Below are 22,919 nucleotides of genomic sequence, written 5' to 3'. Positions count from 1 at the left end.
GCCTGGGGTGGACCGCAGAGGCCCACCCCAGGCGGATCGTCACAGGTCGGCGAGTCCCTCATTGAGCATGCCGGCGGTGATGACTCCCCAGTACGAGCGCAGCTCGCCGTACGCGCCATCCGGATCCTGATGCATGTTCTCGGCCTTCGCGTAGGCCGTGAACAGCACGTCGAATGCCACATCCACCTTCATCAGCAACCGCCTGACCTCGTCCAGATCGAACTCGGTCGGCTGCTTCGCCGCCATCTGCTTCACCACGTCGTACACGTCACGGATGAACGGATGCCGATGGTTGATCTTCAGCACGAACTTGCCTGACAGGTGCTCGATGTCGAACATGTCCTTGCCCGGCCACCCGCTGTCGGTGATCATGATGGCGCGTTCATGGAACCGCTGCCGCAGCGTGTCCATGACCTCGGCGTTGGCGTCGTCCTTGGGGTCGATCCCATGGTCCTCAGCGAGGTCGAACAGGACCTGCTGTTCGCGCTCCGGCGACGCGTCGGGCTTCGGTGCACTCACCGGCATCTTGCGGGCGGACCGCTCGATCACGTCGAGGGCGTGCTCGTGGCCGCGGTCCGCCGGCCCGGTGTGCCGCTCGTGCACCGCGCGCTCCCAGTCCTCCCGGATCTGCTTGCGAGCCTCGATGATCGGATTGCGGATGAAGTCGCGGATCTTGGCGCGCAGCTCTGCAACCGGTTCGGCCCCGCGCTTCACGTTGCGCACCCGGAAGTACTCGTCCAGCGTTGCTGGGAAGCTGACCTCGACGCCGATGAAGCGGTCCAGGTCGGCGCTCCCCGACTTGTCCGGCGGGTACATCTGGGGCACCAGCGCGTAGTAGATCTCGCGGCCTTCGCGCAGCATCGAGATCGCCTGGTTGTGATCGTCGAGGCGGCTGTCCTGGGTGGTCAGGAACAGATGCTCGAAGGCCCGGGCGCCCTGGCCCCGCTCCGCACGGGTAGCCAGAGGCGCGAGCGCCACGCGGATGTGGACCGGGTGACCGTCGATGACCACGGTTTTCTCGTCGGTCTCCTGGATGATCTTGCCGCGGAGATCCTCGCCGAACTGGCGGACCATTCGGGGCGTGTGCAGCTGGAATGTCGGGTCGTAGAGGTCGATCATGAGCCCGTCGAGCTCGATCGCGATGCCCTTGGCGAGATAGGCCCGGTAGGTCCGCGCCAGGTACTTCTCCAGCTGCGCCTTGCGCACCTCACGCTTGTCCGCGAACACGTCACGCGCTGACCGGGCGCGCCCATTGCCTCCCCCGATCGGCAGCCGGTCGATGTCGGCCCAGACCACCAGGGTGCCGGATGCGAACGTCGTCCCGGCCGGGTCGGCCATGAGTCCCGCGAACTCTTCCGGGAAACCGGTCACCTCGCGCACCGTCAGCTCGGTCTGCTCGCCACTGCGCACCGCGTCGAGATCGAGCGCGGTGCAGTACACGGCGGCTCCGTCACGGGTCTTGGTGTAGACCTCCACGCAGCGGCTCAGTGCCAGACTGGCCAGCTTCAGGCCCACCCCGAAGCGACCCATCCCCGTCCGCGAGTTGTAACGGCTGGAGTAGCCGAGGGAGAGCACCGACGCCAGGTAGTCGAGGGGGATGCCATCACCGTTGTCGGCGAAGGCCATCTTGACGATCGCCGAGCCGTCCTCTGCCTCGACCGTCTTGATCCTGATGCGGGTGGCGTTCGCCTGGATGGAGTTGTCGACGATCTCGCCGACCGACGACGCCAGGTCGAAGCCGGAGTCACGGGCGCTTTCCAGGGCGGGGAACGTCTGCGTGAGCGGAGCCTTCAACCCCTTGACGGGCTTGCTGTCAGACATGGCGGAACTCCTTAACGGTGGTCACGGTGAATCGGCTGCTGAACGAAATCCGGAAGATCGAGGTCCGCGAACAGGCGCGGGCGCCAGCCGGGCCGGCAGAAGGGGCACCGCATGCCGCTCTGGTCCGGGGCGCCCGGATGGATGATGTTGTCCACATGGCCGCGGAGAGCGTGGAAGTAGGCACACTCGGCAAGCCATGCGTTGGCAACGCACGTGTGCACGTCGAACTGGAAGTAGGCCGCCTGGCGGCGATAGGAGTGCTGCAACAGGCGACGCCGAACCGACGTATCGGACCGACCGACGTATACAGGCCTGCGCCGAGCGAACAAGATGTAGTGGCCGGGCCGGTCAGGGGGAACCAGGGCGCGAACCATACCCGGGTAGAGAGCGTAGCTCCGCCGAGTCACACGACGAACGAGGTCGTCGGCGGCTACGCCATCCTCAGATCCAGCACCAGGCGTAACGTAGCTCTCGCGCTGGGTGTCCTCATGAGGGCAGTGCTGATCCAATTGTGTTCCTTTCGCCTTGCCAACGAACGCCATGCGGTCGATCGCTGGAGCTGCAGGGAAACTTGCCTTCACTGATGTATGGGGTCTGGGACTGAGCCTTCTTTCGGCGTTGAATAAACTTCCCGAATGATGAGACGCCTAGGTGCTGACCAGCACGCTAGGTTCGATAGGGTCGACCGGCGCGCCGGCTACATCCGCCGGTCTGGCCGGTTCATCCCGAGGCTCGACGGGACGCGACCGGAGCGGAGTCGCACGACGACGTGAAGCAGTAGTACAGGGTTCCGACCGTGTCCCGAGCCGGCCTTTCAGCCGTGGCAGGCGAGCGAACGGGCCCGGCAGACCGCGGGGCCGCAGCCGATGACGCTCTCGCTGCCCGGATCGCCGTGGTGAACCGAATTCCCGGCGACACTTACGGAATGCCGCGCGTGACCAGTGAGTTGCGTGGCACGGAGCGAGGGTCGACCGCGAACGGGCCAAGCGGATCATGCATCAGCGTGGCATCGTCGGCAAACACCAGCGTCGTCAAGCCCGCACCACCACCCCGGGCGACGCGTACCTGCACGTTGAAGCCGCTCAAGGCATCGGCAAGGAGATCGACTGCCGACGCGCTACGCCATCCTCGGACCGACCTGACGAGCGTCTCGGCCACAAGATCGTCGCACCGAGAGGTGTCGGCGCGCGCATCGCACGTCGACGACGTTTCGCCCAGGGGACCGCCGCTGGCCCCTCGTGTACGGCGGCGGCTAGGAACGGAGGCTAGGAACCGCGGTCGGCCCCCCGGCGAGGCCCTCGGTCGCGTTGATCGCTGGCCTCGGGACCGCTGCGCAGCTCGCGTTCAAGGAACACGGCAGCGGGCGGCGATGACCCCGAGGCGGACTGGCAAGCACGCTCAACCTTTCGCTTCCCCCGACGACTGAGGTGGCCACCTCGACCCGAAGCTGTCATGGCTGCTGTGGGCATCAAGGCCCCGCAAGCCGTAGTGGAGGGCTCACAGCCCCAGGTCGTCTGCGAACTGACTCAGATCGATCTTGGCGTCGGGGTCGCGTTTGTCGATGTACCGCCCGACGATCGCCATCAACACGTCATCGTCCCCCAGCAGCCGGCCGGCGTCGAGGTTCTCCTGGATGATCTCGAGGCCGCCGTTGACGTACTCTTCGAAGACCGCGATGCGATCGCCGACACGGTCCTCGTGCAAGACCTCGGCGTCGCCTGGGAACGCGAGGATGGCCAGGGTCTGGATCAAGAACTCATGCCCTGAGTCGCTGCGGAACAGGTCCAACCGAATCGGGTCTTTACCCGATCGACTCGACAGCGGCACCCGCCGTTCCTCCGTCTTGCCCAGCGCCGCGGCGAAGACGAACAGATCTCGCATGGAGTCGAACACCGCGGAGTCGGCATCGCCTGCCAGCCGGGTGATGAGTTCTTCCTTGTCGGCAGGTCGGCGCACACGTGGGTCGATCATGTCAGCGAACCCTTTCCATCTTCGCGCAGTCGGCGTCGGCGACGGGAACGACGTAGTCGAAGTTGCGCCCACCGAGTTCGATCCGGTCGTGCACAGCGTCGTCCTTGGTGGTGTTGATGCAGATGACGTACTCGGCGCCGATGTTGCCTTCCAGCCGGTTCGCAACGACCCCCTCCGCCTGCGCAACGCTGGTGAACACCACGACCTGGGAAGCCATGCCGGGCAATGCCCGAGCGATCTCTTCTCGGTAGGTGTTGTCGAGGTTGCCGAAGGGCGCGTCCATGACGATCGGATACAGCCCGCCCAGGTGTCCGAGGATCTGTGCTCCCTTCTCGCCTGTTGCGCGTTCCTTGCACAGTGCTACCAGCGCGCCCACGAACGACAGGCTCAGCAGTTGGTTCTCCCCGGTGGACTTGGAGACCGGTACACGGCTGTCTCCGTCGCCGCGCCACAGCTGAAGTTCGAAGTTGCTGTTCAACTCTGGAGTGAACGGCTTGATGGAGATCTTCGAGAACACCTCGCGGATCTTCACATCGAGCCGGTCGCGCACAAACTCGCTGGCCGTGTTGTACATGCTGGAGATCGCCGCGTGCGCTTGACTCGCCACCGCCATCTGCTGACGTACCAGGGCGCCCTTCTGGTCAGTGATCTCCACTTTCGCCAGCTGTTTACCCAGGTCATCGCCGCGACGGGAAAGTTCCTTAAGCTCTCGTTCGATGTCATGCAGTCGATAGTTGTTCTTATCGACCATCCGGGTAAGGTCCACCCGGCGCCGCTCCAGCTCCTGACCGTCCTCGCTGGGGAGCTTCTTGAGCTGCCCCTCCACCTCACTGATGATCTCCGAGGCTTGGCGGGCTTCTTCCGCGGCCGTGGCTATGTCGGCGTTGGCCTGGCGCAGCAATGGGGACAGTTCCTGCGACGACTCAGCGAGCTCAGTGGCACGACCTTGCATCTGCTGCCACGCGCCCTCGACTTCGGCGAGGCCAGCTTTGGCCCGCCAGGTCTTGACGTGATCGTGAGGGCTCTCGCCGTCGTTCAGCTTCGTTCCGCAGATACAGGAGCCTTGCTGCAGCAGCTCTTCGACGAACTGGCGCTTCAACGGCGCCGGGAGCTGGCCAGTCTCGCGCAGACCGGCCGCTGCGCTCTGCACCTGAGGCACCAGCTCGGCGAGCCAGACACGATAGGCCCGCTTCGTCAGCAGACTCGTGCGGGACTGCGCGGCCCGCGTACGGCGTTCCTCCGCCGACCGGTAAGCGCGGGTCTGCTCGTCGCGGCGCAGCTGCAGTTGCGCGGTCGGCGCATGCGCACGCAGCTTGGTCTCTACGACGTCCCGCTCGTCGGTCAGGTGCCCGACTTCTTCACGCAGGCGGCGCTGCTCGTCCTGCAGCCGTTCCGTGTCCTCACGGATCTGGTCCTGCTGATTCACAATATCCCCGGCCTGAGACTTTCCGAGCTTGCGCAGCTCGTTGCCCAGCCCGCGAACGACTTCCGGCAGGTGCTTGAGCGCGAGCTCGTACTGTTCCAGCCCCAGGAGCGTCTTGATTGCCTTTTGGATGTCCTGGTAGGCGCCACGTTTGACGAGGCGTTCAATGCGTTCCCCGTTGAAGAAGAAGAACTGGGACAGTTCCTCGGGAAGTATCTGCTCGATACGGTCGGAGTATGTCTTCTCCTCCTTCCACGCTCCACTTTCGTCCAAGTTGTCGAGGGTGACGTCATAGCTCTGCGGTTGCTGGCGAGTCCCATCCTTGGGCGTCTTGATCCGCCGACGCAGCCGATACTGCATGCCGTCATGTTCGAAATGCAACGTTACGCTGGTTTCAATCATGGCTCCCGGTAGGGCGTCATCCCACACCGAGTCGGTGATGAGCATTTCCTTCTGCTCGAAGTCCGGGCTGGTCGTCCCGTACAATGCCCACGTGAAGGCATTAAGGATCGTGGTCTTACCGCCGCCGTTGGCGCCATAGATGAGGGTCACGTTACGGTCGTCGCTACCGGCAAATTCAATCTTCTGCTGCCCGACGAACTGACGAAAGTTGTGCATCTCCAAAGAGATAAGTTTCACGACTTCACCAGCTTCTTGAGCGCGTTGCTGTAGAGGTCCAGGAGTCCTTTAGCGTGGTGGCGTTGATGCATCCGCTGACGGGAGATGGCCAAAACCTCCTTGATGTAGTCCTGCACGATCGGCTCCTGCTGAGCGAAAATTTGTGCCACAGCCTCGCGCTCGGTTGTAGGTTCTTTACTCACCAGGGCTCCTTATACGTCCATCAATCCGTATGCTTCGCGCATCGGCCGCATCACTGAGAGTGCCTCGCCGGCGTTGCGCGCAGTCGAGGCGAAGTCGGCGAACCGTGTGATCTCTCGACGGAGAAGGCGTCGCTCCACGGCTATATCGACGTGACCGCCGGGCACCGCGATGAAGTCGACGATCTGGGCGAAGTCTTTACCCTTCGACTTACGCAGGATGCGGCCCCGCCGTTGGATGAACTGCCGCGGGTTGGTGCTGCTCGCCAGCATGTAGGCGATACGGGCATCTGGTATGTCGACCCCCTCGTCGAGGCAGCGCATGGAGACCAGAGCTCGAAGATCTCCACTTCGGAACCGCTCCAAGATTCTGCGCCGTTCCGTCGGGGTCTCAGCAGCGGTGTACTGATGACTTGGAATTCCGAGGTTGCTGCCGACGAGTCGTAGAGCGCTGTCCACCTGCCGTTCGGCGCCGTCCTGCGGAGCAACTCCCTCAGCGCAGTACAGCAATTGCCATGACTGGTCCGCCCGCAGGGCGACCTGAGCCTGGAGGGCCGCCAGCTTCCCACGGGCGTGCGCGAGCAGCTGCGACCGTCGGCGAAGCAACATCGATAGCTGATCATTTCCGTCATCGACCGGACTACTACTGTCTGCGCGACTGTCACCGAACAGCCGCCCGATACGTTGCGTGAGCTGCGCGTACAGTGCGCTCTCCTCCTCGTCCAACGCGACCGGTATCGGATAGTAGTCGTACTCGCATAACGCACCGATGCTGATCGCTTCGCGCAACCCCAACTCGATTACTGGGTCGCCGAAATAGTCCGCCAACGCACGGGTGCCATCCGGGTCGAACCAACGCTCCGGCGTAGCCGTTAACGCCATTCGATGCGGCGCAAACGAGGGCAGCGCGGCGAGCGCCGATCGCGCACCGAGATTGTGGGCCTCATCGGCAACAAGGACGAACGGGCCTTGGTAGGCCGCCAAGAGGTCTTGAAATCCCGGTCGGCCGAAAGTGGCGTTGGTAGTAATAAGCATGCCAAAGCCGCTCGGCCTTGCCGACAAGCCGATCGTCAGGGCGTTGGCTGCCTCAACCCACGACTTCGCATCGTCGTAACAGCAGAGGGCATGAAGGCCAAACCTCTTCGCTTCATCCGCCCACTGATCTACCAAATGGATCTGCGGTGCGACGACCACTGCAAGCAACGGTTTCTGTTGCCGATCGTAAATTTCTGCCATCTTGCTGACGGCCGCTAATGCCGCTACCGTCTTTCCAGTCCCGGTTGCCATCTGGAACACCCCGCGACCATCGGCGGAGAACCACTTCCTGATCGCGTCTTTCTGATAACCGTGAAGCGTGATTTCCGCCGGTAGCCGTGGCGTGGGATACGAGCCGGCACGTGTCCCGATCAAAACCCCGGAATCCGACTGCCAGCCCTCAGGCTGAAGACCTTGTTTGCTCGCAACCCGCGAAAGCTGAAGCAGTCGTTCCTTGCCGAGATCTGGAAATGGCAGCACTTCGACGTTGTGCGTTGTCCCTGACCAGAGGTTATCGAAATCCGTGGCGATGCGGTTGACCCGGGCAGCCTCACCGTCTACCCACCCTTGGAAGACTTCGACTGACTCGAAGTTGTATAGGAGAGCGCTCGCCGTCTCGTTGGAGGACCCGCTGAACGCGACCATATCGTCATGCTCGTCCACGAAGACCCCGATCTTCTCGTGGTAGAGCGCCAAGCGGTCATTACGGCGAACCACAGCGATCCGGAGGTCGAGCACGCCGTCACCGACCAACCTGCCCAGGAGACCGAGCTTCGCGAGAAGTGTGGGTGATCGCTCCACGTGCTCGCCGAGCTCACGCTGCACTGCGGCGGCGATAACGGCGCGGTACTCGTAGCCGAGCTCGATCTGGTCGATGTCTTCGGCGCTGAGGTGAGGGCTGGCGATGAGACGAATCCGACCGTCACGTGCCGTCAGGTGCTGCAGACCGTTCGCTGCCAGGGCAAGGCTCGTGCTGGTGAAGTAGCCCACCGCACGGTCATAGCGAACGGCAGCGCTCAGGCACGGGCCATAGAAATCACGCACCATATCGTCGGTGTCGCTGCGGAAGTGATCACGTAGTCCGATGCCGCGTAGGCTGCCACCGCTCAAGACTTCAGATCACCGCTTCCGGACGGTCCACACCGGCGTCGGGCCGGAGGCCCTCAGCGTTGAGGACGTCTCGCGCCGCCTCTAACGCGACGGGTTGAAACATTGTCGCCTCCCTAACGCCGTAGCCCGCGGCGGGCACCCAAACCCGGCGTCTCATCTAACCGTAGGTCTTCGGCTACTGCGGCAGCCCCTCGTGCGATGGCTCCGAAGGCCCTGGCCTTCTATGGTCAGGCCGTGATCGACCACGAAGGCCCGACTCCGCTATATGTACAGGTGGCGGGCGCCGTCGCGGCGAGGATCGACGCGGGTGACCTTCGCCCAACCGGCCGATCCCCTCGGAGAACCAGCTGGTTCAGGAGTACGGCATAGCCCGGGGCACCGCCCGCAAGGCCATCCAACTGCTGCGGGAACGCGGGCCGGTGATAACCGTCGTCGGTCGCGGCACGTACGTCGCCGCCGCGAACGATGGCCCAGCCTTGGCGCGCTAATCAGTCGTCGCGCCAAGATCGAGAACTCGCCGATGCCGGTGATACGAAGCCAACTTCACCATCGCGATTCCCGGTCAGCGGTTGAACCTGCCAGCCGTCGCCGAATGCATCCAAGCCAAGCGGCGAAGCGCCGCCTGAGCCGACACTGGCTGCGGGTTAGCCATCCGGCGGTTCCGGTCGTCAGCGCCATATCGCAGACTAGGCCCGATCGACCCGGAGACGGGGCCCTGCACGCCAGCTGACTGGCTCACGACGTGGCGCCGGGCAGCTGGAACAGCAGTCGCAGGCTGCGCCCGGCCACCTGATAGTGGGTGAGGCCGCCCGGCGCCAGCGGGTTCGGCAGGACGTGGACCCGGTGCCGGTCGGGTTCGAGGGCGTGGGTGACGAAGAGAATCCAGTAATCCTCGTGCGGTTCGAGGCTCTGGGCGGTGCGTACCTCTGATTCACCGAGAGTGATCTGGGCGGCCGCTTCCTTGGTGGCCTTGACCTCGATCAGCAGCCGGCGGTCGCCGAGCGGGATCTCGAAGTCGTAGCCGAGTGTGTCGTCGGCCCGGCCGTCCGGGAATCGGCTGCGGCGGTTGGCGGAGACCCAGGTGACCTCGGGCGGCAACTGAAAGTGGTGCTCGATCCACCCGCCGGCGATCAGCTCGCCGGCGAGCCCGATCCGGGCGGTCACCTCGGGTGGTGCCGAGGTGACCTGCCAGCCGGAGCCGCCGCGGTTGCGGCCGGAGGATGATGCGGGCAGCGGCATGGGCGGCAGGGCCGCGGGCTGCGGCGGGGTGTTCATGGCCTCGAGGGTTATGGACGCCCGCACCGCGTCGATGAAGGCCTGCGTCTCCTCGGCCTCCTGGCCGTACTTGCGGCCGCCGTAGATCGTGGTCACCGAGTTGCGGTGGCGCACCGCCGAGGCCTGCTGCAACCGCTCTCCAGCGAGGGTCAGGTCCTGTTCGGAGAGTCCGAGCCGGGCGGGCGCCGTGGTACGCGGCATCGCCGCCGGCCACTGCCCGTGCTCGGCGAGCCAGGTGATCACGTCGTCCTGGCCGATCCGCTTGAAGTCCAGTGCACCGGCCTCGGCCATCTCTGACGCGACCGTCTCCGGGTTGTCTGGGCGGCCGGTGACCGGCTCTGCCGACCGGTGTGACCACGCTTCTACCACCAGTCGGGCGCTGGTCACCGCTCGGACAGCGACCCGGCGGCCATGCTCGCGCAGCGTGTCGACCGGTGGCAGCCCGCTCTCCTCCGCCGGCGCGGGTGGCGCGCCCTCGTCGAGCCAGGCTTCGACCCGCCCCTGCATCACCTCCTCGGGCAGCTCCCAGTAGCGGTCGAGCCACTCCTCGTCGCTGGTCAGGCTTCGCAGATCGCGCATGCTCAGATAGCCGGTCAGCGGTTCGCTCCGCTCGGCCATCGGAAGGAAGCGGTCTCGGAGCCGGTCCAGGATGGCCGCCCGGTGCTGCTGCCGGAACGCCTCGAACTGCCGGGCGTGCCCGCCCTGGCGGTGCAGCAGTGGCAGCCCGCAGAGCCGGAAGGCCAGGTTGGCCTTCTCCAACGAGACGCCGAGCTCGGTGATCGCGGCGAGTGGGTCGTTACGGTCGGCGAGGGCGAGCACCCGGTCGGCGTCCACTCCGGTAGCGGAGAGCCAGGCGCGCAGCTCGTCGCGCCCGCCGAAGCCGTCACTGTGTTCCCGCAGTTCCTGGGCTACATCCAGATCGACGCAGGCGAGCACGGCAACGACGGCGGAGTGGTCGGCGTACCGGGTGACGGCTCCGGCGATGGCCGCTTCCAGATCACGTAGCGGCACCCGAAGGACGGCCGCAATGTCGGCGACCACCGGGGTTGTCTCGCCGCAGCGTTGGCGCAGGTCGACGAGCGCGAGCCGCAGCGACGGCTCCAACTGCGGGTCGCCGGCCAGCTCGGCGAGGGCACCGCTCGCCGCCTGGAGAACCGTCCACCGGTCGGATTCGGGTGCGAGTACCACCATGCGCGGGTGGTCGCCGGTGTCGAGCAGGAACGACAGGGCGCCGGAGTCACCGGCGGCGATCCGGTGCGGGCCGATGTGCGCGACGACCGAGGTGGCGGTGGCGAGCCGGCAGCGGGACAGCGCCCGGTCGACGTTCACCAGGCGTTGGGCGGTGACGGCCCGAAACGAACTCTGCTGAACCTCCAGGCAGCCGAGCACGAGAGTGGGCAGCCAGCCGCCGCCGAAGGCGCCGAGATCATGGAATGGCAGGTCCGCAGCGGGAACACCGTCCCCGATGACATCAACGGCGACCTCGGAGGTGGGCACGAGCCGGTTCGGGCCGGTGCCCAGGAGACGGCGGCGGACCCGTTCGGCGAGCGGCCGGGACCGGATCGCCAGCATCGCGACCGGAGTCTGCTGCAGCAGGCGTTCCTTGGCGGCACCCTTCTCGTCGCAGACGTAGACCGGTTCGCCCTCGGCCCGGAGGTCCGCGACCTCCAGCCGGGATTGCCGGGTGACCAGCACGCTCCCGGGCGGCTCGGCGCCCTCGGCGATCTCGTTCCAGGCCTCCTCGTAGGCCTTGCGCACGGCCGGGTTCACCGCCGTGTGTCCGTTGACGAGGCCGGTCAGCTCGTCCAGGCGGCTGCGGGCGCTCGCCGGGTCGTCCCAGAAGCGGACTCCGGCCCTCCGCAGCCGCTCCAGCACGCGCGGAGTGGCCAGGCTCCGCAGCGCATGCGGCTGGGCGCGCAGATAGTCAGGGGTCGCCTCGTCCCGGACCCACCACGCATCCGCCGGGGCGGCCAGGGTGACCTGGCTGCGCTGGCCGGGTGTGGTCTGCGGGATCCACTCGGTGGTGGCCAGGAACGAGGAGACGAAGGTCGGCCAGGCCGCCCGGGTACTGTCGGTGTCCCGTACGAAAAAGATCTCCAGGATGAAGTCGGACCAGACCTCGAGTCCGCGCAGGATTAATTCGGCGTAGATCCGCCGGGCCTCGGGGCTGAAGGACGGCCAGTCGCCCTGTCCTGGCAGGACCGCGACATCGGTGGCGGGCCGGTAGTGGACCGTCCGTGACGGCGGCCCCTGCCGTTTCCACCCGGCGGCGACCTCACGCCAGGTGTATTTGTCGGCGACCGCAAGATTGATGTCTGGCAGGGGTGCCGCAGCCGGGTTTGCTACGTGCTCGCCGCGCAGGTCGAAGACCCGTTTCGGGTAGTACAGGGGTGTGAGCCCGTGGCGTACCCCGGCCGCCTCCAGGAATTCGCGCCATGGTTCCGGATCGCCGACCTCCAGGTGGGCCGGAGTCGTGCACGCCTCCGCGACCCGGGTGAGGTCGCCGGAGACCTCGGCGACCGCGTCGAGCAGCCGGGCGAGCTGGGCATCGGTGTCGGCCATGGAGCCTCCCCAGCCCGCGCCGAAGGTAGCGGTCTGGGCCTTCCGCCACCCGGACGTGGTCGGGACCAGCAGGTTCGCGTCGCGCACCACGCTCGGGCTGACCTCCCGGGTGGCCCGGCGCCAGACGTCGAAGGCGAAGTCCAGGCACTCCCGCAAGGCTCCGTGGTCGTCCGGCTCGAGGGCCCGCATGGCGGCGCCGACCAGGTCGAGGACCGTCTCGGTGTGGTAGTCGCGAACCAGTTTCTGGTTCTCTAGCCACTCCCGGCCCGGGCGGCGTGGCCGTTCCGCCACGCGCCAGATCCCGGGCAGCAGGAAGGCCAGGCGGGCATGGACGGCTGCGGGTGGTGCGGCGGCCTCGCCGTTCGGGCGTACGAAAACCCGCTGCTCGTCGGTGACCGGCAGCAACCGTCCCCGCTCACCGATTAGGACCCGCCGCCCTCGCAGTTGTTCCGGGAAGTCGCGCAGTTCGGCGGCCAGGTCGTCGTAGAAGCCCGCCCACACCGCCGGGTCCGCGCCGTCCCGGGCCAGGTCGGCGGCCACCGCCTCGGCCCACGCGGCGAGCTCCGCCGGGGTGGCCATGAGCCGCAAGCCGAGGTGCCGGGCAAGCGTTTCGACGCGCTTGGTCCGTACCGGGCCCAGGGCGCTGTCGGCGAGCGTGACACCGGTGGCGGCCACCGCCTCCGCGCTGATCGTGGTGCCCTTTGCGCGCCACAGCTTGACCCCGTCGAGCGGCACCCGCTGATCCTCACTGCCCAGAGCCGGGACCAGCGGCACGCCGGTGAGCGGTACCTCGTCCTCGCCGAAGGCCGCCACCAGCCGGGGCAGCGCCGCTTGCTGCCAGCAGGCCAGGTCGAGCAGGACCCCACCGGGCAGCGCGGAACCGTTGCGAACGGCGTCCGCGCACAGGGCCGCGATCTGGCTCAGCAGCATGTCGTTCAGCGGCACCGCCGCGTTCATGCTCTTGCGGTCGAGTTGGGCGAAGAACGGCGCGTTGACGAAGGCCGGCAGCGGTGCCGCCTCCTCCATCGGCAGGAAGGTGTAGAACCGGCCCTGGGCCAGGGGTTCGCCGAGCGGGACGGCGACGCAGACCGCGGCGTCGCCCTTCCAACGAGCCCAGCGGGAGTTAAGGCGGCTGCTCTCGATCGCGGTCAGCATGGCGGCCTCGGGAACCGGGCGGCGCAGCAGCAGGAAGGTGCTGCCGTCCTGGAGCCGGATCTCCTCGGTTGTGTCGTTGAGCGACCGAGACGTCCTGGTCAGCGCCTGGACCGTCTCGTCGCCGTCAGCGGCTCGCGTTCGTACCGTGATCCGCTCGACCCGTTCTAGGAAGAGGTTGAACGGAACCGCAGTCGACCAGACCTGCGCAAGCTGCTCGCGGGTCTGCTCCAGCGCGACGGCCGAGCGCAGGACCAGGCGGACCACGGTCGCGTAGCCGGCCGCCTCGAACTCGCCGACCCGCTCCGGAAGGCCGTCCAGCGGTACGGTCACCGTCATCTGCGACACGTTGGCCCGCAGCTCTTCGGCCAAGCCAGCACGTTCCGGGGCCACCCGGTCGGCGAGCTCGCCGAAATCGGACGGCTGGGCGAAGCGAAAGCAGAAGCCGTCGAAGGAGGGCGATCCGGCGGTGGCCCGGCTGTAGACCTCCGGGCTCTCCGACAGCTGGAGGACGCTCTTGAACCCGACGCCCTTATTGCCGATGCCCTGGTCGGGCCGCTTGGGACTCATCGCGATCCGGCACATACCCCGGAAGTCCTCCGGCGCGACCGGGCCGCCGCCGTTGGCGACGTAGAGCACCCCGTGCTCGGCCTCATCCTCGGCCAGCAGGAACTCCAGCCGCCCGGTCCGGAGCTCGCGGGGATGGGCGTCGTGGCCGTTCTGGAGCAGCTCGATGATCGTCCGGCCGTCGTAGTCGGCCGCGATGATGCCCTCGATGAACTCCTTCTGCTGCCGGGTCATCGGCTGATCCGCCCGTTCGCCGTCCAGATACATCTGGGCGACGCCGTCCGCCTGGCGTCCGATCTGCTGCCGGAAGTCGTTCACCGGCTCAGAGTGCCATGCGCTCAAATGTCGGCGTAGCGCCCGGGCGCGGTAGGACCGGGCCGAGCAGCTGGCCGCTGGCTGTGCCGGTAAGCGGATGTACTTCGCGAGCTGGTCCGTACTGCGCGCCACCGATGGCGTAGTGCAGAAGTGCCTCCAGGCGACGGGAGCCGTGCTCGTCTGTGGTTACTCCGCACAGTGGACTGGGTGAATCAGCGGCTTTCGGGACCGCCCTGCTCGAACCTCGGCGCCAAGAAGGAGCGCGTCATCGCGAAACTAACCGAATACTTCGATCGCTTCTTCAAGTTGGCTTGAAAGGCACCACTGTCGTGGGTCAACCGGCCTTTCCGGTTCGACTGGAATCCGCCAATTTATTGATCCTGGCTTTGTTGCATGGTCCGAGGACCGGTGCGGCTGGATGACCACGGCATCACCACCCTGCTCGTCCAGCCGCAGCCGGGCCACGGCAGAGCGCTTGCCATTCCACTCGACCTGCGCCCCGTCCGCCGCCTGGATGGGTGGCACGACGTGACGATCGCGCCGATCACCCGCAACTACAACCGCTACCTGCGCCTGGGCAGCGAGATCCGCCCGGCTTATACTGCGCGGTGAGGGCGCGACGGCTGGAGTGACTGGTGTATGCAAGCCGCGACGGAGCTGGTCCCGGTGTTGCGCGCTCTGGGCACATGTCCCCGTGCAGCAGTGAATATCGCCGGTTTCGTCGTCGGTCGTTAGGTCAAGTATGGACTGCTGGCCGCGTGATCCGCGGTGTCGGTTGACCGAGGGACGTCGTGCCCTATTCCTTCATAGGGTGGTGCGGGCTCCATCCGTTCAGATGAGGGCGTAGGTCTTCCGGGCCCGGTTCGATGGTGAAGTCAATAGTTGTGAGCGTGGGCGTACCGGCGGTGGGGTCGATTGTGTCGGCGCGGGCGCGTGCCCAGGCTAACCAGGCTGGGAGTTCGCCCTCCCTGGCCGGCTGACCAGCGGAGGCATGTTCGAGCGCGTCGCAGAACGCCCGCATGTCCACGGCCTTTTGCCACTGCTTCATCGCGGTGTTGAACGTCGTCCTTCGGTGCTCCTCGATGGCGAGGCGGCGGGCCTTCGCGATGGCGTGCTCCCACCTTGCCTTACGTTCAATGTCGCGCCGGCGGCGCTCCTCGGCTGCCTGCTGTTCGGCGAGTCTTGCCGCGGTCTGCCGTTCCTTCTCTCGCTGTCGGAAGGCGGCAGAGATCCGTTCCTGCTCTTCGATGGCCTTGATGATGTCGGCGACGATGCGACTGGCCTGCTGTTCCAGGCTTCTGATCGGCGTGTCGCGCCAGGTGAGGCGCTGATCGGACTGGAATTGGCTGACTTCGAGGCGGAGGCGGCCGGTGGCTACGCTGTCGAACTCCGGGATGTGTGCCCAGGGGCGGAGTCGTTTCGTTCGCCGTTCGTCGGCGGTGAGCACGTGAGGCACCTGGTCGTACTCTTCGAAGATGTCGAGCGATCGCCGTGCACCGCTGAACTTGAGGAACGGTTTCGGGTGCTTCGTGGCGAGGTTGACGCCGATGCGGCACTTCCGTACGGTTCCGGCATTGTCGAGCGCGTGGAGCAGGCCGATCACCCGGGGGATAGATTCCGGTGCTACATGCAGGTTGGTGGGGTCCTGTTCGAGGGCGCCGTAGTCGGCCGCCACGGTGGCGCGAGTGTCGCCCTGGTCGAGCCGTAGCCGATTCCAATCGGTGTCATAGGGCTGCGCCGCCGAGTACAGGCGAATGACGAGGTCACCGGTGTTGCGGCCGGTGTGCCGGAGGTCGTAGCCGTCCGGCACGAGTTTGTGCTGCTTGGCAGCGTGGATGGCGCGCCGATAGCTTGCGCGGGTGTCGGCGTCCGGATCCGACACGACCACGGTGCCGCCGCCGCTCTGGAGCCGCTTGATCAGCACGGTCCCTTCCTGGATCACGGACGGTTGCGCCGTCGGCTGCCGGCCCTTTCCGCCCGAGGCCGCCGACGTGGGCGAGCTCTCCGAAAGGTCACCGGTCGCCGTGCCGGTCGGCCCTGGGTACCGGCCGTTGTCGAGGTAGTAGCGGCCACGCTCGGTCAAGGCCGCGGACCACCGGCCGTCACGACGCGACACCGTGACCAGACGCCGGCCTTGCAACGCCCTCGCAGTCTGTTTCGCGCCATCACCCGGCATACCCGCGTCAGGACATCCGGCCTCTATCCAACGCAGCACCTCGACTTGGTACGGCTTCAGCGGCGCGGCGGTGTCGACCATCGGCCAGTTATACCGACCAGTTCGCTCCCCGGCATAGACCCTCATCATCCGGTAGGCGTACACCATCGGGCGATGTCAGAGTGGTCCTGCACACCGGGTCACACTGCCTCACGGCAGGCCGGCTTCCGAAGGGCGGTTCAGGTGACGTTCGACGCATCGCAGTACGTCGTCGGCGACGAATGGGCATACCGGCTTCGAGACACGGCGCCCTCGGAACGCGTACGCATCAAGGCCGTCACACCGAAGAAGACCACTGCGAGCATCGAGGTGGAGTTCCCCGACGACGGCCACCGTGTGCAAACCGTGCCGTCATTGCGGCTAAAAACCCGGTGGGCGGATGTTGAAGCCTACGACGCCCAGCAAGCATCCTGGCAGCGCATCGCCGACTTCGAGCTCGACTCCGTCGAACAGAGCGCAGTTGGCACCGTCTACTCCGCTCTCATCCCGGAGGAGGTGGCAGAACTGGACTGGCGTCCGGTCGAGAACGCAACGATCATCAAAGACCGCGCGGCGCTGGCCGAAATCCTTCAGGCGCCCGCCGAGGAGATTCTCGCGAAGGTCCAGTGGTTCACCACCGACGAAGGCGCGATCGTTTCGCCCGCCGGCACGGTCGTGATCGCGGAGGCCGCCTGCCGCGCACATTCGCATACCATCCTGGAGCACGTGATCGAGGAGGAGGCTGAGGCCCGACACAAATGCAAACACGGCGGCCCGCACCCCTTCCGCAAGGGCGAAAATTCCAGTCCGGAATGGGAGTACCACTGGTACCGCAAGCACGTCCGGCCCGAGCACGAGCTTCTGCGGCAATGGTGCGGCCATCGCGCCGTCGCCGCCCACGAACGCCTTACGGCCGCTGAAGCGGAGAACCACCGCCTCGACCTTCTCATCGTCCAACTCGTCAAAGCGCTCGACCTTGCCGGCGAAACCGTGCAAGCTGAACAGTTCGCCGAGGAACACGAACGCGACCGGATCACCCCCTACCTCGCCCGCCCTGTCATCGACCGCCCATTGCACTGGTCCGAGATGCCCGTACGCGAAGTCCAGGTCTACCGGCGTCGCCACTGGTAGACGCCCGTCTGACACAATCGCTCGGCCCGGCGTTCGTGCTTCTGGAGAGCACGATGACGCCGCTGCTCGGCTGGGCGGCGGCGACAGGGGCAGTGGACCTGTCCGACGTGTATCCGGATCCGTCGGCGCTAGACCTCGAGGCAAGCGAGCCCTCGACCGGGCGGTGTTCTACGACGGCACCAACAACTGGACCCGCAAGGACGAACGTGACCACGTCGGTAGGGCCTTGGATGTCGTGGTGCGGGGCGGGCTGATCAACGTCGACACCGCCGTGGGGTACGCCCTTGGCCACGCCGGAGTGACCGAACTCGGTACGAAGAACTCCATAAGCTGCTGGAACGTAAGTCCCGGTAGCAAGGAGCCTACGGCCGGCTCGCTCTGCCGACTGGCACCAGCACGTCGGCCGTACGGCGCCGCACCACGGCAATCTTGTCGGCCCCAGCCTCTATCCTCGGTCGGGTGGACCCCGTCGTGAAAGATTTCTTCGTCTCCTACACCGCCGCCGACAAGGCATGGGCCACCTGGATCGCGTACATCCTCGAAGACGACGGCTACACCGTCACCATCCAGGAGTGGGATTTCCGCCCAGGAAGCAACTTCGCCATCGAGATGGATAAGGCACTCAAACAGAGCCCCAGGATGATTGCTGTGCTGTCCCCGGCATACCTGAAGGCGAAGTTCCCGGCCCCGGAGTGGGCCGCCGCCTTCGCCAGCGATCCCGAAGGCGCGAAGAACGCCCTCGTACCGATCATGGTCGAGGAATGCAGCCCTGAGGGCCTGCTCAGCCAAGTCGTCCAGATCCGGATCCAGGGCAAGGACGAGGTGACCGCGCGCGAGATGATCCTCGAGGGCGTCCGCCGCGAACGCAGCAAACCCACCGCGCCACCACCATTTCCCGGTCCGTCAGCGAGTCCGGCCCCCGGCTCGCCGCCCGCCGTCTCCTTCCCAGCCGGCACGGCAGCGTCCGGTCCGCCGGTCGCTGGCAGACTGCGATGGCAGAGCCCAGCGCCGCCGGTCACCGTCTCGTGGCATCGGGACCTCGACAACTCTGCACGCGGCATGCAGCAGCGGGCAGCGGCGGTCGAGGTGCATCTCGCCTTCTCGGATGATGACGCCCGCCTGCAGGTCAGCGAGCTCGGCGAACTCAGGAACCTGTTACCCGACCACGGCCGCAAGACCGGCATCTTCACCCGGCTGGAAGCCCTCGAGTCACACGCTGACTCGGCCGTCGTCCGCGTGACCAGCAGCGGCTGGGGCAACGAGAAAGGGCTGGCCGTGACCCGGTCCGGTCAACGATCGACGTGGGCGCCACTTCCGAAAGGCCAGGTCGGCTTCCTTCTTGACATCGAGCACCTCGTCGGCCAAGTCACCGGGATGCTCGATGCTCTGACCGCTCTCAACCTGCCGCAGGGTCCGCTGGTAGTGCCGGCGATCGGCCTCGACCCGGCGACCATGATCTCTTACGGCAGCGTTGCCCGCCCCAGCAACACCGCCGCGATCGGCATCACCCAACCCGACCACATTCACGTGGCACCGGATGAAGCCATCGAGTACAACGCGGTCGTCACTCGATCCGCCGCCGTCGCAGCGGAACTCGTGGCCCGCCTCGTCGCCGATCATCGGGGAGTGACCGGCCTGCGCTGAACCGCCTGAGGATCAGATGCCTCTACCACTGCCTCACCGCCGAGACATGGACGAGACACCGACGAGTTGAACAGGAACGAACCCCGCTCAACCTTGCCGCGTCGACCGTTCTGCGGATCGTGGGTAGCGCAAAACTCAATCAGTAGCTGCGCTTGTAGCGCCGGGGTCCACAGTTGCGGAGGTGACTAGTCCACGCCTCCAGGGCCTGAGCTGCGGCGACTCTTGGTTACGTGGTGGTAGGGTGTGTCAGTAGGGCGGAGCATCTGCCCAGGTCAACCCGCCTGCTACGCGTTCACACACGGCGTTGAGGCCGAAATTCGATTCGCGGGCAGTTTGCCATACAGGACTGGGCGCGACTCGCCCACCCATCGACAACTAACGCTCGACGGGTCGTTAGGATCGACGCCGCTGCACCTCTTGTCTCACGAGCCAGGGAGCGCAACCGAGGCCGTTGACCATCAGTTCAGAACGGATGTCGGCTGGTCGGCGTGCTTATCGCCTCCGCCGGGCGGCCATGCCCGGCTCCTCGGGCAACCGGTCGATGACTTGGCCGACGGGGTCGGCGATGAACTGCTCGCGGACCGCGGCGGATAGGAGCGCATCGTCACAAACCGCGGCGACATCGAAGAGCGGGCCGAGGATGATCAGGTCCCGAAAGGCGCGACGTAGGTAACCGTGTAACTGCTTCGGCAAAGTCTGGAGGTGTGTCTCAGGCGGCACATCGCCGTGAGCCACCTTGGAACGGATGCCGTACGCCTGGGTGATGGCACGACGGATCTCAAGTCGCTCGTTGTCGTCGGTGCCGATGAGGACCGCCGTGCGCTGGGACACTCGGCGGCTGAGTTCGCCGTCCGAACTGTCGGTGATCATGAGATTCTCTAGGGCCGATACGTACCAGAAGATGATCTCGGCACGGTCACGTGCGTACAGCACGTCGCCGTCGCTGCCGAGGCGTGAGCCGAGGCCGAGGAACCGGTGCGCGCTGCGGCGAAGCCGCTCGCTGGCCTTCTTCAACGCCTTCGGCTGGGGGTTGTTGGCGAGGTTCTCTCCGGTCAGCCACTGCTGCAGCAGTGGCGACATGATGCCAGTGAACGTCAGCACATCGGCCAGTTCCTCCTCGTCGAGACGACAGGGACCCCAGCCCGGCTCTTCCCATTCGTCGATCCCGTCGGATGTGGCGGGCATCAGGTCCAGGCCGGTGCCTCGGACTCGTTCCACCATGCGGCCCGGCTCGATTTCGTATTCGGCGGCGATGATCACGCGCTCGGACTGCGCAAGGTTGAGCAGCAGCAGTGGCTGCCACGCCGGGATCACGAGCTCTGGTTCGAACAGGCTCTGTAGGGCGGTGCCCCACATCGACGGATTGCGCGCCTCGAGGTCGTCGCTACCCTGTCGCAGGACGCAGCAGCCACCGAGGCGCAGGGCCGGATCCCACGGGTCGGCGGCGAATAGGCTGCTCGACGGCAGGGGGACCATCGCGTCCAGATCGGCGGCAGTCGGCTCCGTCAGTTGCCAGCCGCAGATCTCGTGTGATCCCTGCATGGGCATGCGGGCGTCGATGACCACCAGACGCTCCGACTGAATCGGCGGGCCAGTCAGGTAGGCGGCTAGATCGGCTGGAAACTGGGCGGGTACCTCCGGCCGGCGCAGCATAGCCAGCACGCCCAAAGCGCGGAGTGTGCTGCGGGTAAGCCGACGACCCCAGTGGTCATCGACGGCGTCATCGTCGTAATGCAGGTATCGGTTTGTGCGGGCAGCGACGCCAGCGGCGGCGTTCACTGCCTGGGTCTCCGGCCAGCCAGCGATCTGCTTGGCCGCCACGACGTCGTCGGCGGCGAGTTGGTCACGCATGCTTCCAGCGCGGTCGATGAGAGAGGCGATCGACGACATGAGGTCCAGTTCGGCTGAAGAGTCCGTCACCGTTACATCGTGCATCAGTACTCCCATGTCGAAGTGGTGCGCAGGCTACACCACCTCCTGGTGGAACTGCTGCTCGGCGGCGTTGAACAACCTTTGTCTGCACCACGGTCCAGGGCGACGCTCAATGCCGCCCGCCTTCTAAGCCCTGATCCACCGATGAGGTTTCGACGTTCGGCTGGTCCGAGTTCATGATCTTGGGTGTTGGTCGGGGCGTGCGGGGGTGACCGGCCGGGTTGTCGGTGTGCTCAATGGCTCGATGGGGTCTGGCGTTGTGGGTGGCCGGCGTCGGCTGCGTGTGACTGTCCTGTGTGGATGGTCAGGCGGGTGGGGCCGTGTGCGGTGGTGAACAGGCGTAGCCAGTTGTGTTGCCAGGGCCAGTGTTGCGGCAGGTGGATGGTGACGGTGCGGGCGTGTCGGCTGATCCGCCCGGCGACGTTGATCAGGTGCCGGCGGATGGTGGCGGCGCGGGCGGTGGCGTGGGGTCGTCCGGCCAGGGTGGCGGCGGTGCGGGTGAGGTTGTGCGCGATGGCGATGCAGGCCAGCCAGGCGTTGTTGGCGTTGAACCGGCCGGAGGGCAGGTGGGCGAGGGGCCCGTCGATGAGTTCGGCGAAGACCTGTTCGATGATGGCGTGGCCGCGGTGCTGGGCTTCGGCCTGGACGAGGACGTACGGGCTGTCGGTGAACGCGGCGTGGTAACGCCACACGGTGAACAGCGCACCCTGTTCGTCCACGCCGGTCTTGTTCAGGTCGGGGACGCGACGCGCGATGAGCCGGGCGGTGACCTCGTGGCGGGTGTCTTCGAACGCGGTGTAGGTGGTCTCGGCGATCTGCGCGCGGGAGATGAACCGCTGCTGGTCTTCGTCCCAGACCGGTTGTGGGTAGCGGATTTCGGTCCAGGCGTCCTCGCCGATCGCGGTGATCGCCCTGCGGACCTTGGCGTCGATGCGGACGGTGACCGAGAACCGTACCCTGGCCCGGCGGCAGGCGGTGATCACCGTGCGGGAGTAGAACGCCGAGTCCGCCCGGACCATGATCTCAGCCGCCACCGTGGCGGCTGTCGTTGCAGCGGTGACGGATTGGGCTGCTTGGGCTGCGAGGACCGCTTTGGTGGTGGCGACGGCTTCGGCGATCAGTGCCGCCGCGCCGCGGGCTGAACCGGCGTTGCCTGCGCGGAGCTGGGTCGCGGCGATCACCGGGGCCGCGTCCGGGGTGCTGATCGTGGCGACGAGGGGGTTCAGGCCGCGCAGCAGGACCTGGTAGCCGCCGACCTTGGCGTGACCGAACCCTGCGCCCTGTTTCTGCTTGCCGTAGACCCGCCGCAGCAGCGAGTCGACGTCGACGAACGTGACCGCGCCGGCGCTGGGCAGCAACGGCACCTGTCCGGCCAGCCGGACCAGGAACTGCCGTGCGGCGGCCTGCAACTGCCGGACGTGGCCGTGGGTGAACGCCCGCAGGAACGAGCCCAGCGTTGAGGGCGCATACACGCTGCTGAACAGGATCGGCATCCCACCGTGGCGCAGCACGTCCAGGTCGTCGATCGAGTCGGCGCCGGTCAGCATGCCCGCCACGATCGCGACGACCTTCCCCGAAGCGTTGGACCCCTTGTCTGTTGGCAGACGCAGCCGAGCAGCCACGATGCCGTGCAGGTCACACCGCTGGGCGAGGGCCATCACCGGCTCCAGCCCGGCACACGACACCAGATTCGGATCATCAAACGATGCGCGCACCCGCGTCGCGCCGTGCGATATTCTCACCCCGACGGTGCCCTCTCGAACCGGACGATAGAAGCCTCAAGAACCTCTATCTTTCCAGCCCGCGGGGGCATCGTCGCGCCCGGCCCGTCACAGCCACATCAATTTCATCGGTGGATCAGGGCTAAGACATCGCTGGACATCCCCGCAGTAGGTGGCTTGTGCTCCTTGCCGACCGCGCCTGGGTCCTTGGCACAGCCGATCCAAGACCGTCAAACATGGTGGAGTCT

The 22,919-nt window shown here is 66.3% G+C and carries 15 protein-coding genes; 4 read left to right on the top strand and 11 right to left on the bottom strand.

The window, feature by feature from the left end; all coding sequences use genetic code 11:
- Window positions 1-39: 39 nt before the first annotated feature.
- The 7 genes from ACFPIJ_RS11960 to ACFPIJ_RS11930 form a co-directional block, all read right to left on the bottom strand.
- Window positions 40-1,821 carry an ATP-binding protein gene (locus tag ACFPIJ_RS11960; RefSeq protein ID WP_380114803.1) on the bottom strand — a complete coding sequence of 594 codons (1,782 nt, stop codon included), beginning with the start codon at window positions 1,819-1,821 and terminating at the stop codon, window positions 40-42.
- Window positions 1,822-1,832: 11 nt separating this feature from the next.
- The gene (locus ACFPIJ_RS11955; protein WP_380114802.1) at window positions 1,833-2,087 is read right to left on the bottom strand and encodes a hypothetical protein; all 255 of its coding nucleotides are present in this window, start codon (window positions 2,085-2,087) and stop codon (window positions 1,833-1,835) included.
- Between the two features lie 652 nt (window positions 2,088-2,739).
- Entirely contained in the window at window positions 2,740-2,979 is a 240-nt protein-coding gene (locus ACFPIJ_RS11950) for a hypothetical protein (protein WP_380114801.1), read from the bottom strand.
- A 339-nt stretch (window positions 2,980-3,318) separates the two neighbouring features.
- Window positions 3,319-3,792, bottom strand: coding sequence for a DNA phosphorothioation-associated protein 4 (locus tag ACFPIJ_RS11945; RefSeq protein ID WP_380114800.1), 474 nt, complete (start codon window positions 3,790-3,792; stop codon window positions 3,319-3,321).
- A gap of 1 nt (window position 3,793) precedes the next feature.
- Window positions 3,794-5,854 carry an AAA family ATPase gene (locus ACFPIJ_RS11940; RefSeq protein WP_380114799.1) on the bottom strand — a complete coding sequence of 687 codons (2,061 nt, stop codon included), beginning with the start codon at window positions 5,852-5,854 and terminating at the stop codon, window positions 3,794-3,796.
- Window positions 5,851-6,036, bottom strand: a complete 186-nt coding sequence (locus ACFPIJ_RS11935) for a hypothetical protein (RefSeq protein WP_380114798.1) — start codon at window positions 6,034-6,036, stop codon at window positions 5,851-5,853. The genes ACFPIJ_RS11940 and ACFPIJ_RS11935 overlap by 4 nt, the downstream gene beginning before the upstream one ends.
- A 9-nt stretch (window positions 6,037-6,045) precedes the next feature.
- Window positions 6,046-8,178 carry a DEAD/DEAH box helicase family protein gene (locus ACFPIJ_RS11930; protein WP_380114797.1) on the bottom strand — a complete coding sequence of 711 codons (2,133 nt, stop codon included), beginning with the start codon at window positions 8,176-8,178 and terminating at the stop codon, window positions 6,046-6,048.
- 329 nt (window positions 8,179-8,507) lie between these two features.
- Here ACFPIJ_RS11930 and ACFPIJ_RS11925 point away from each other — a divergent pair, with 329 nt between their 5' ends.
- Window positions 8,508-8,666, top strand: a complete 159-nt coding sequence (locus ACFPIJ_RS11925; protein ID WP_380114845.1) for a GntR family transcriptional regulator — start codon at window positions 8,508-8,510, stop codon at window positions 8,664-8,666.
- A 247-nt stretch (window positions 8,667-8,913) separates the two neighbouring features.
- Here the strand turns inward: ACFPIJ_RS11925 and ACFPIJ_RS11920 are convergent, their stop codons facing one another.
- The gene (locus ACFPIJ_RS11920; RefSeq protein WP_380114796.1) at window positions 8,914-14,052 is read right to left on the bottom strand and encodes a sacsin N-terminal ATP-binding-like domain-containing protein; all 5,139 of its coding nucleotides are present in this window, start codon (window positions 14,050-14,052) and stop codon (window positions 8,914-8,916) included.
- Window positions 14,053-14,457: 405 nt separating this feature from the next.
- Here ACFPIJ_RS11920 and ACFPIJ_RS11915 point away from each other — a divergent pair, with 405 nt between their 5' ends.
- Window positions 14,458-14,661 (top strand): hypothetical protein, encoded by a 204-nt coding sequence (locus tag ACFPIJ_RS11915; RefSeq protein ID WP_380114795.1) that lies wholly within the window; start codon window positions 14,458-14,460, stop codon window positions 14,659-14,661.
- 184 nt (window positions 14,662-14,845) lie between these two features.
- Here ACFPIJ_RS11915 and ACFPIJ_RS11910 read toward each other — a convergent pair whose 3' ends face one another.
- Window positions 14,846-16,372: a hypothetical protein gene (locus ACFPIJ_RS11910; protein ID WP_380114794.1), complete on the bottom strand. Its 1,527-nt coding sequence runs from the start codon at window positions 16,370-16,372 to the stop codon at window positions 14,846-14,848.
- Between the two features lie 75 nt (window positions 16,373-16,447).
- Here ACFPIJ_RS11910 and ACFPIJ_RS11905 point away from each other — a divergent pair, with 75 nt between their 5' ends.
- Complete coding sequence (locus ACFPIJ_RS11905) at window positions 16,448-17,374, top strand: hypothetical protein (RefSeq protein WP_380114793.1); 927 nt, start codon at window positions 16,448-16,450, stop codon at window positions 17,372-17,374.
- 459 nt (window positions 17,375-17,833) lie between these two features.
- The gene (locus ACFPIJ_RS11900; protein WP_380114792.1) at window positions 17,834-19,018 is read left to right on the top strand and encodes a toll/interleukin-1 receptor domain-containing protein; all 1,185 of its coding nucleotides are present in this window, start codon (window positions 17,834-17,836) and stop codon (window positions 19,016-19,018) included.
- Window positions 19,019-19,510: 492 nt separating this feature from the next.
- Here the strand turns inward: ACFPIJ_RS11900 and ACFPIJ_RS11895 are convergent, their stop codons facing one another.
- Together ACFPIJ_RS11895 and ACFPIJ_RS11890 are read right to left on the bottom strand one after the other, a co-directional pair.
- On the bottom strand, window positions 19,511-20,938 hold the full coding sequence (locus ACFPIJ_RS11895) for a hypothetical protein (protein WP_380114791.1): 1,428 nt from the start codon (window positions 20,936-20,938) through the stop codon (window positions 19,511-19,513).
- Window positions 20,939-21,183: 245 nt separating this feature from the next.
- The gene (locus tag ACFPIJ_RS11890; protein WP_380114790.1) at window positions 21,184-22,692 is read right to left on the bottom strand and encodes an IS1380 family transposase; all 1,509 of its coding nucleotides are present in this window, start codon (window positions 22,690-22,692) and stop codon (window positions 21,184-21,186) included.
- Window positions 22,693-22,919 lie beyond the last annotated feature (227 nt).

The organism is Dactylosporangium cerinum (assembly GCF_042653625.1).
GTDB classification, from domain to species: domain Bacteria; phylum Actinomycetota; class Actinomycetes; order Mycobacteriales; family Micromonosporaceae; genus Dactylosporangium; species Dactylosporangium cerinum.
Note: the sequence above shows the minus strand (reverse complement) of the source record. Positions and strands in the feature narration are given on the sequence as shown.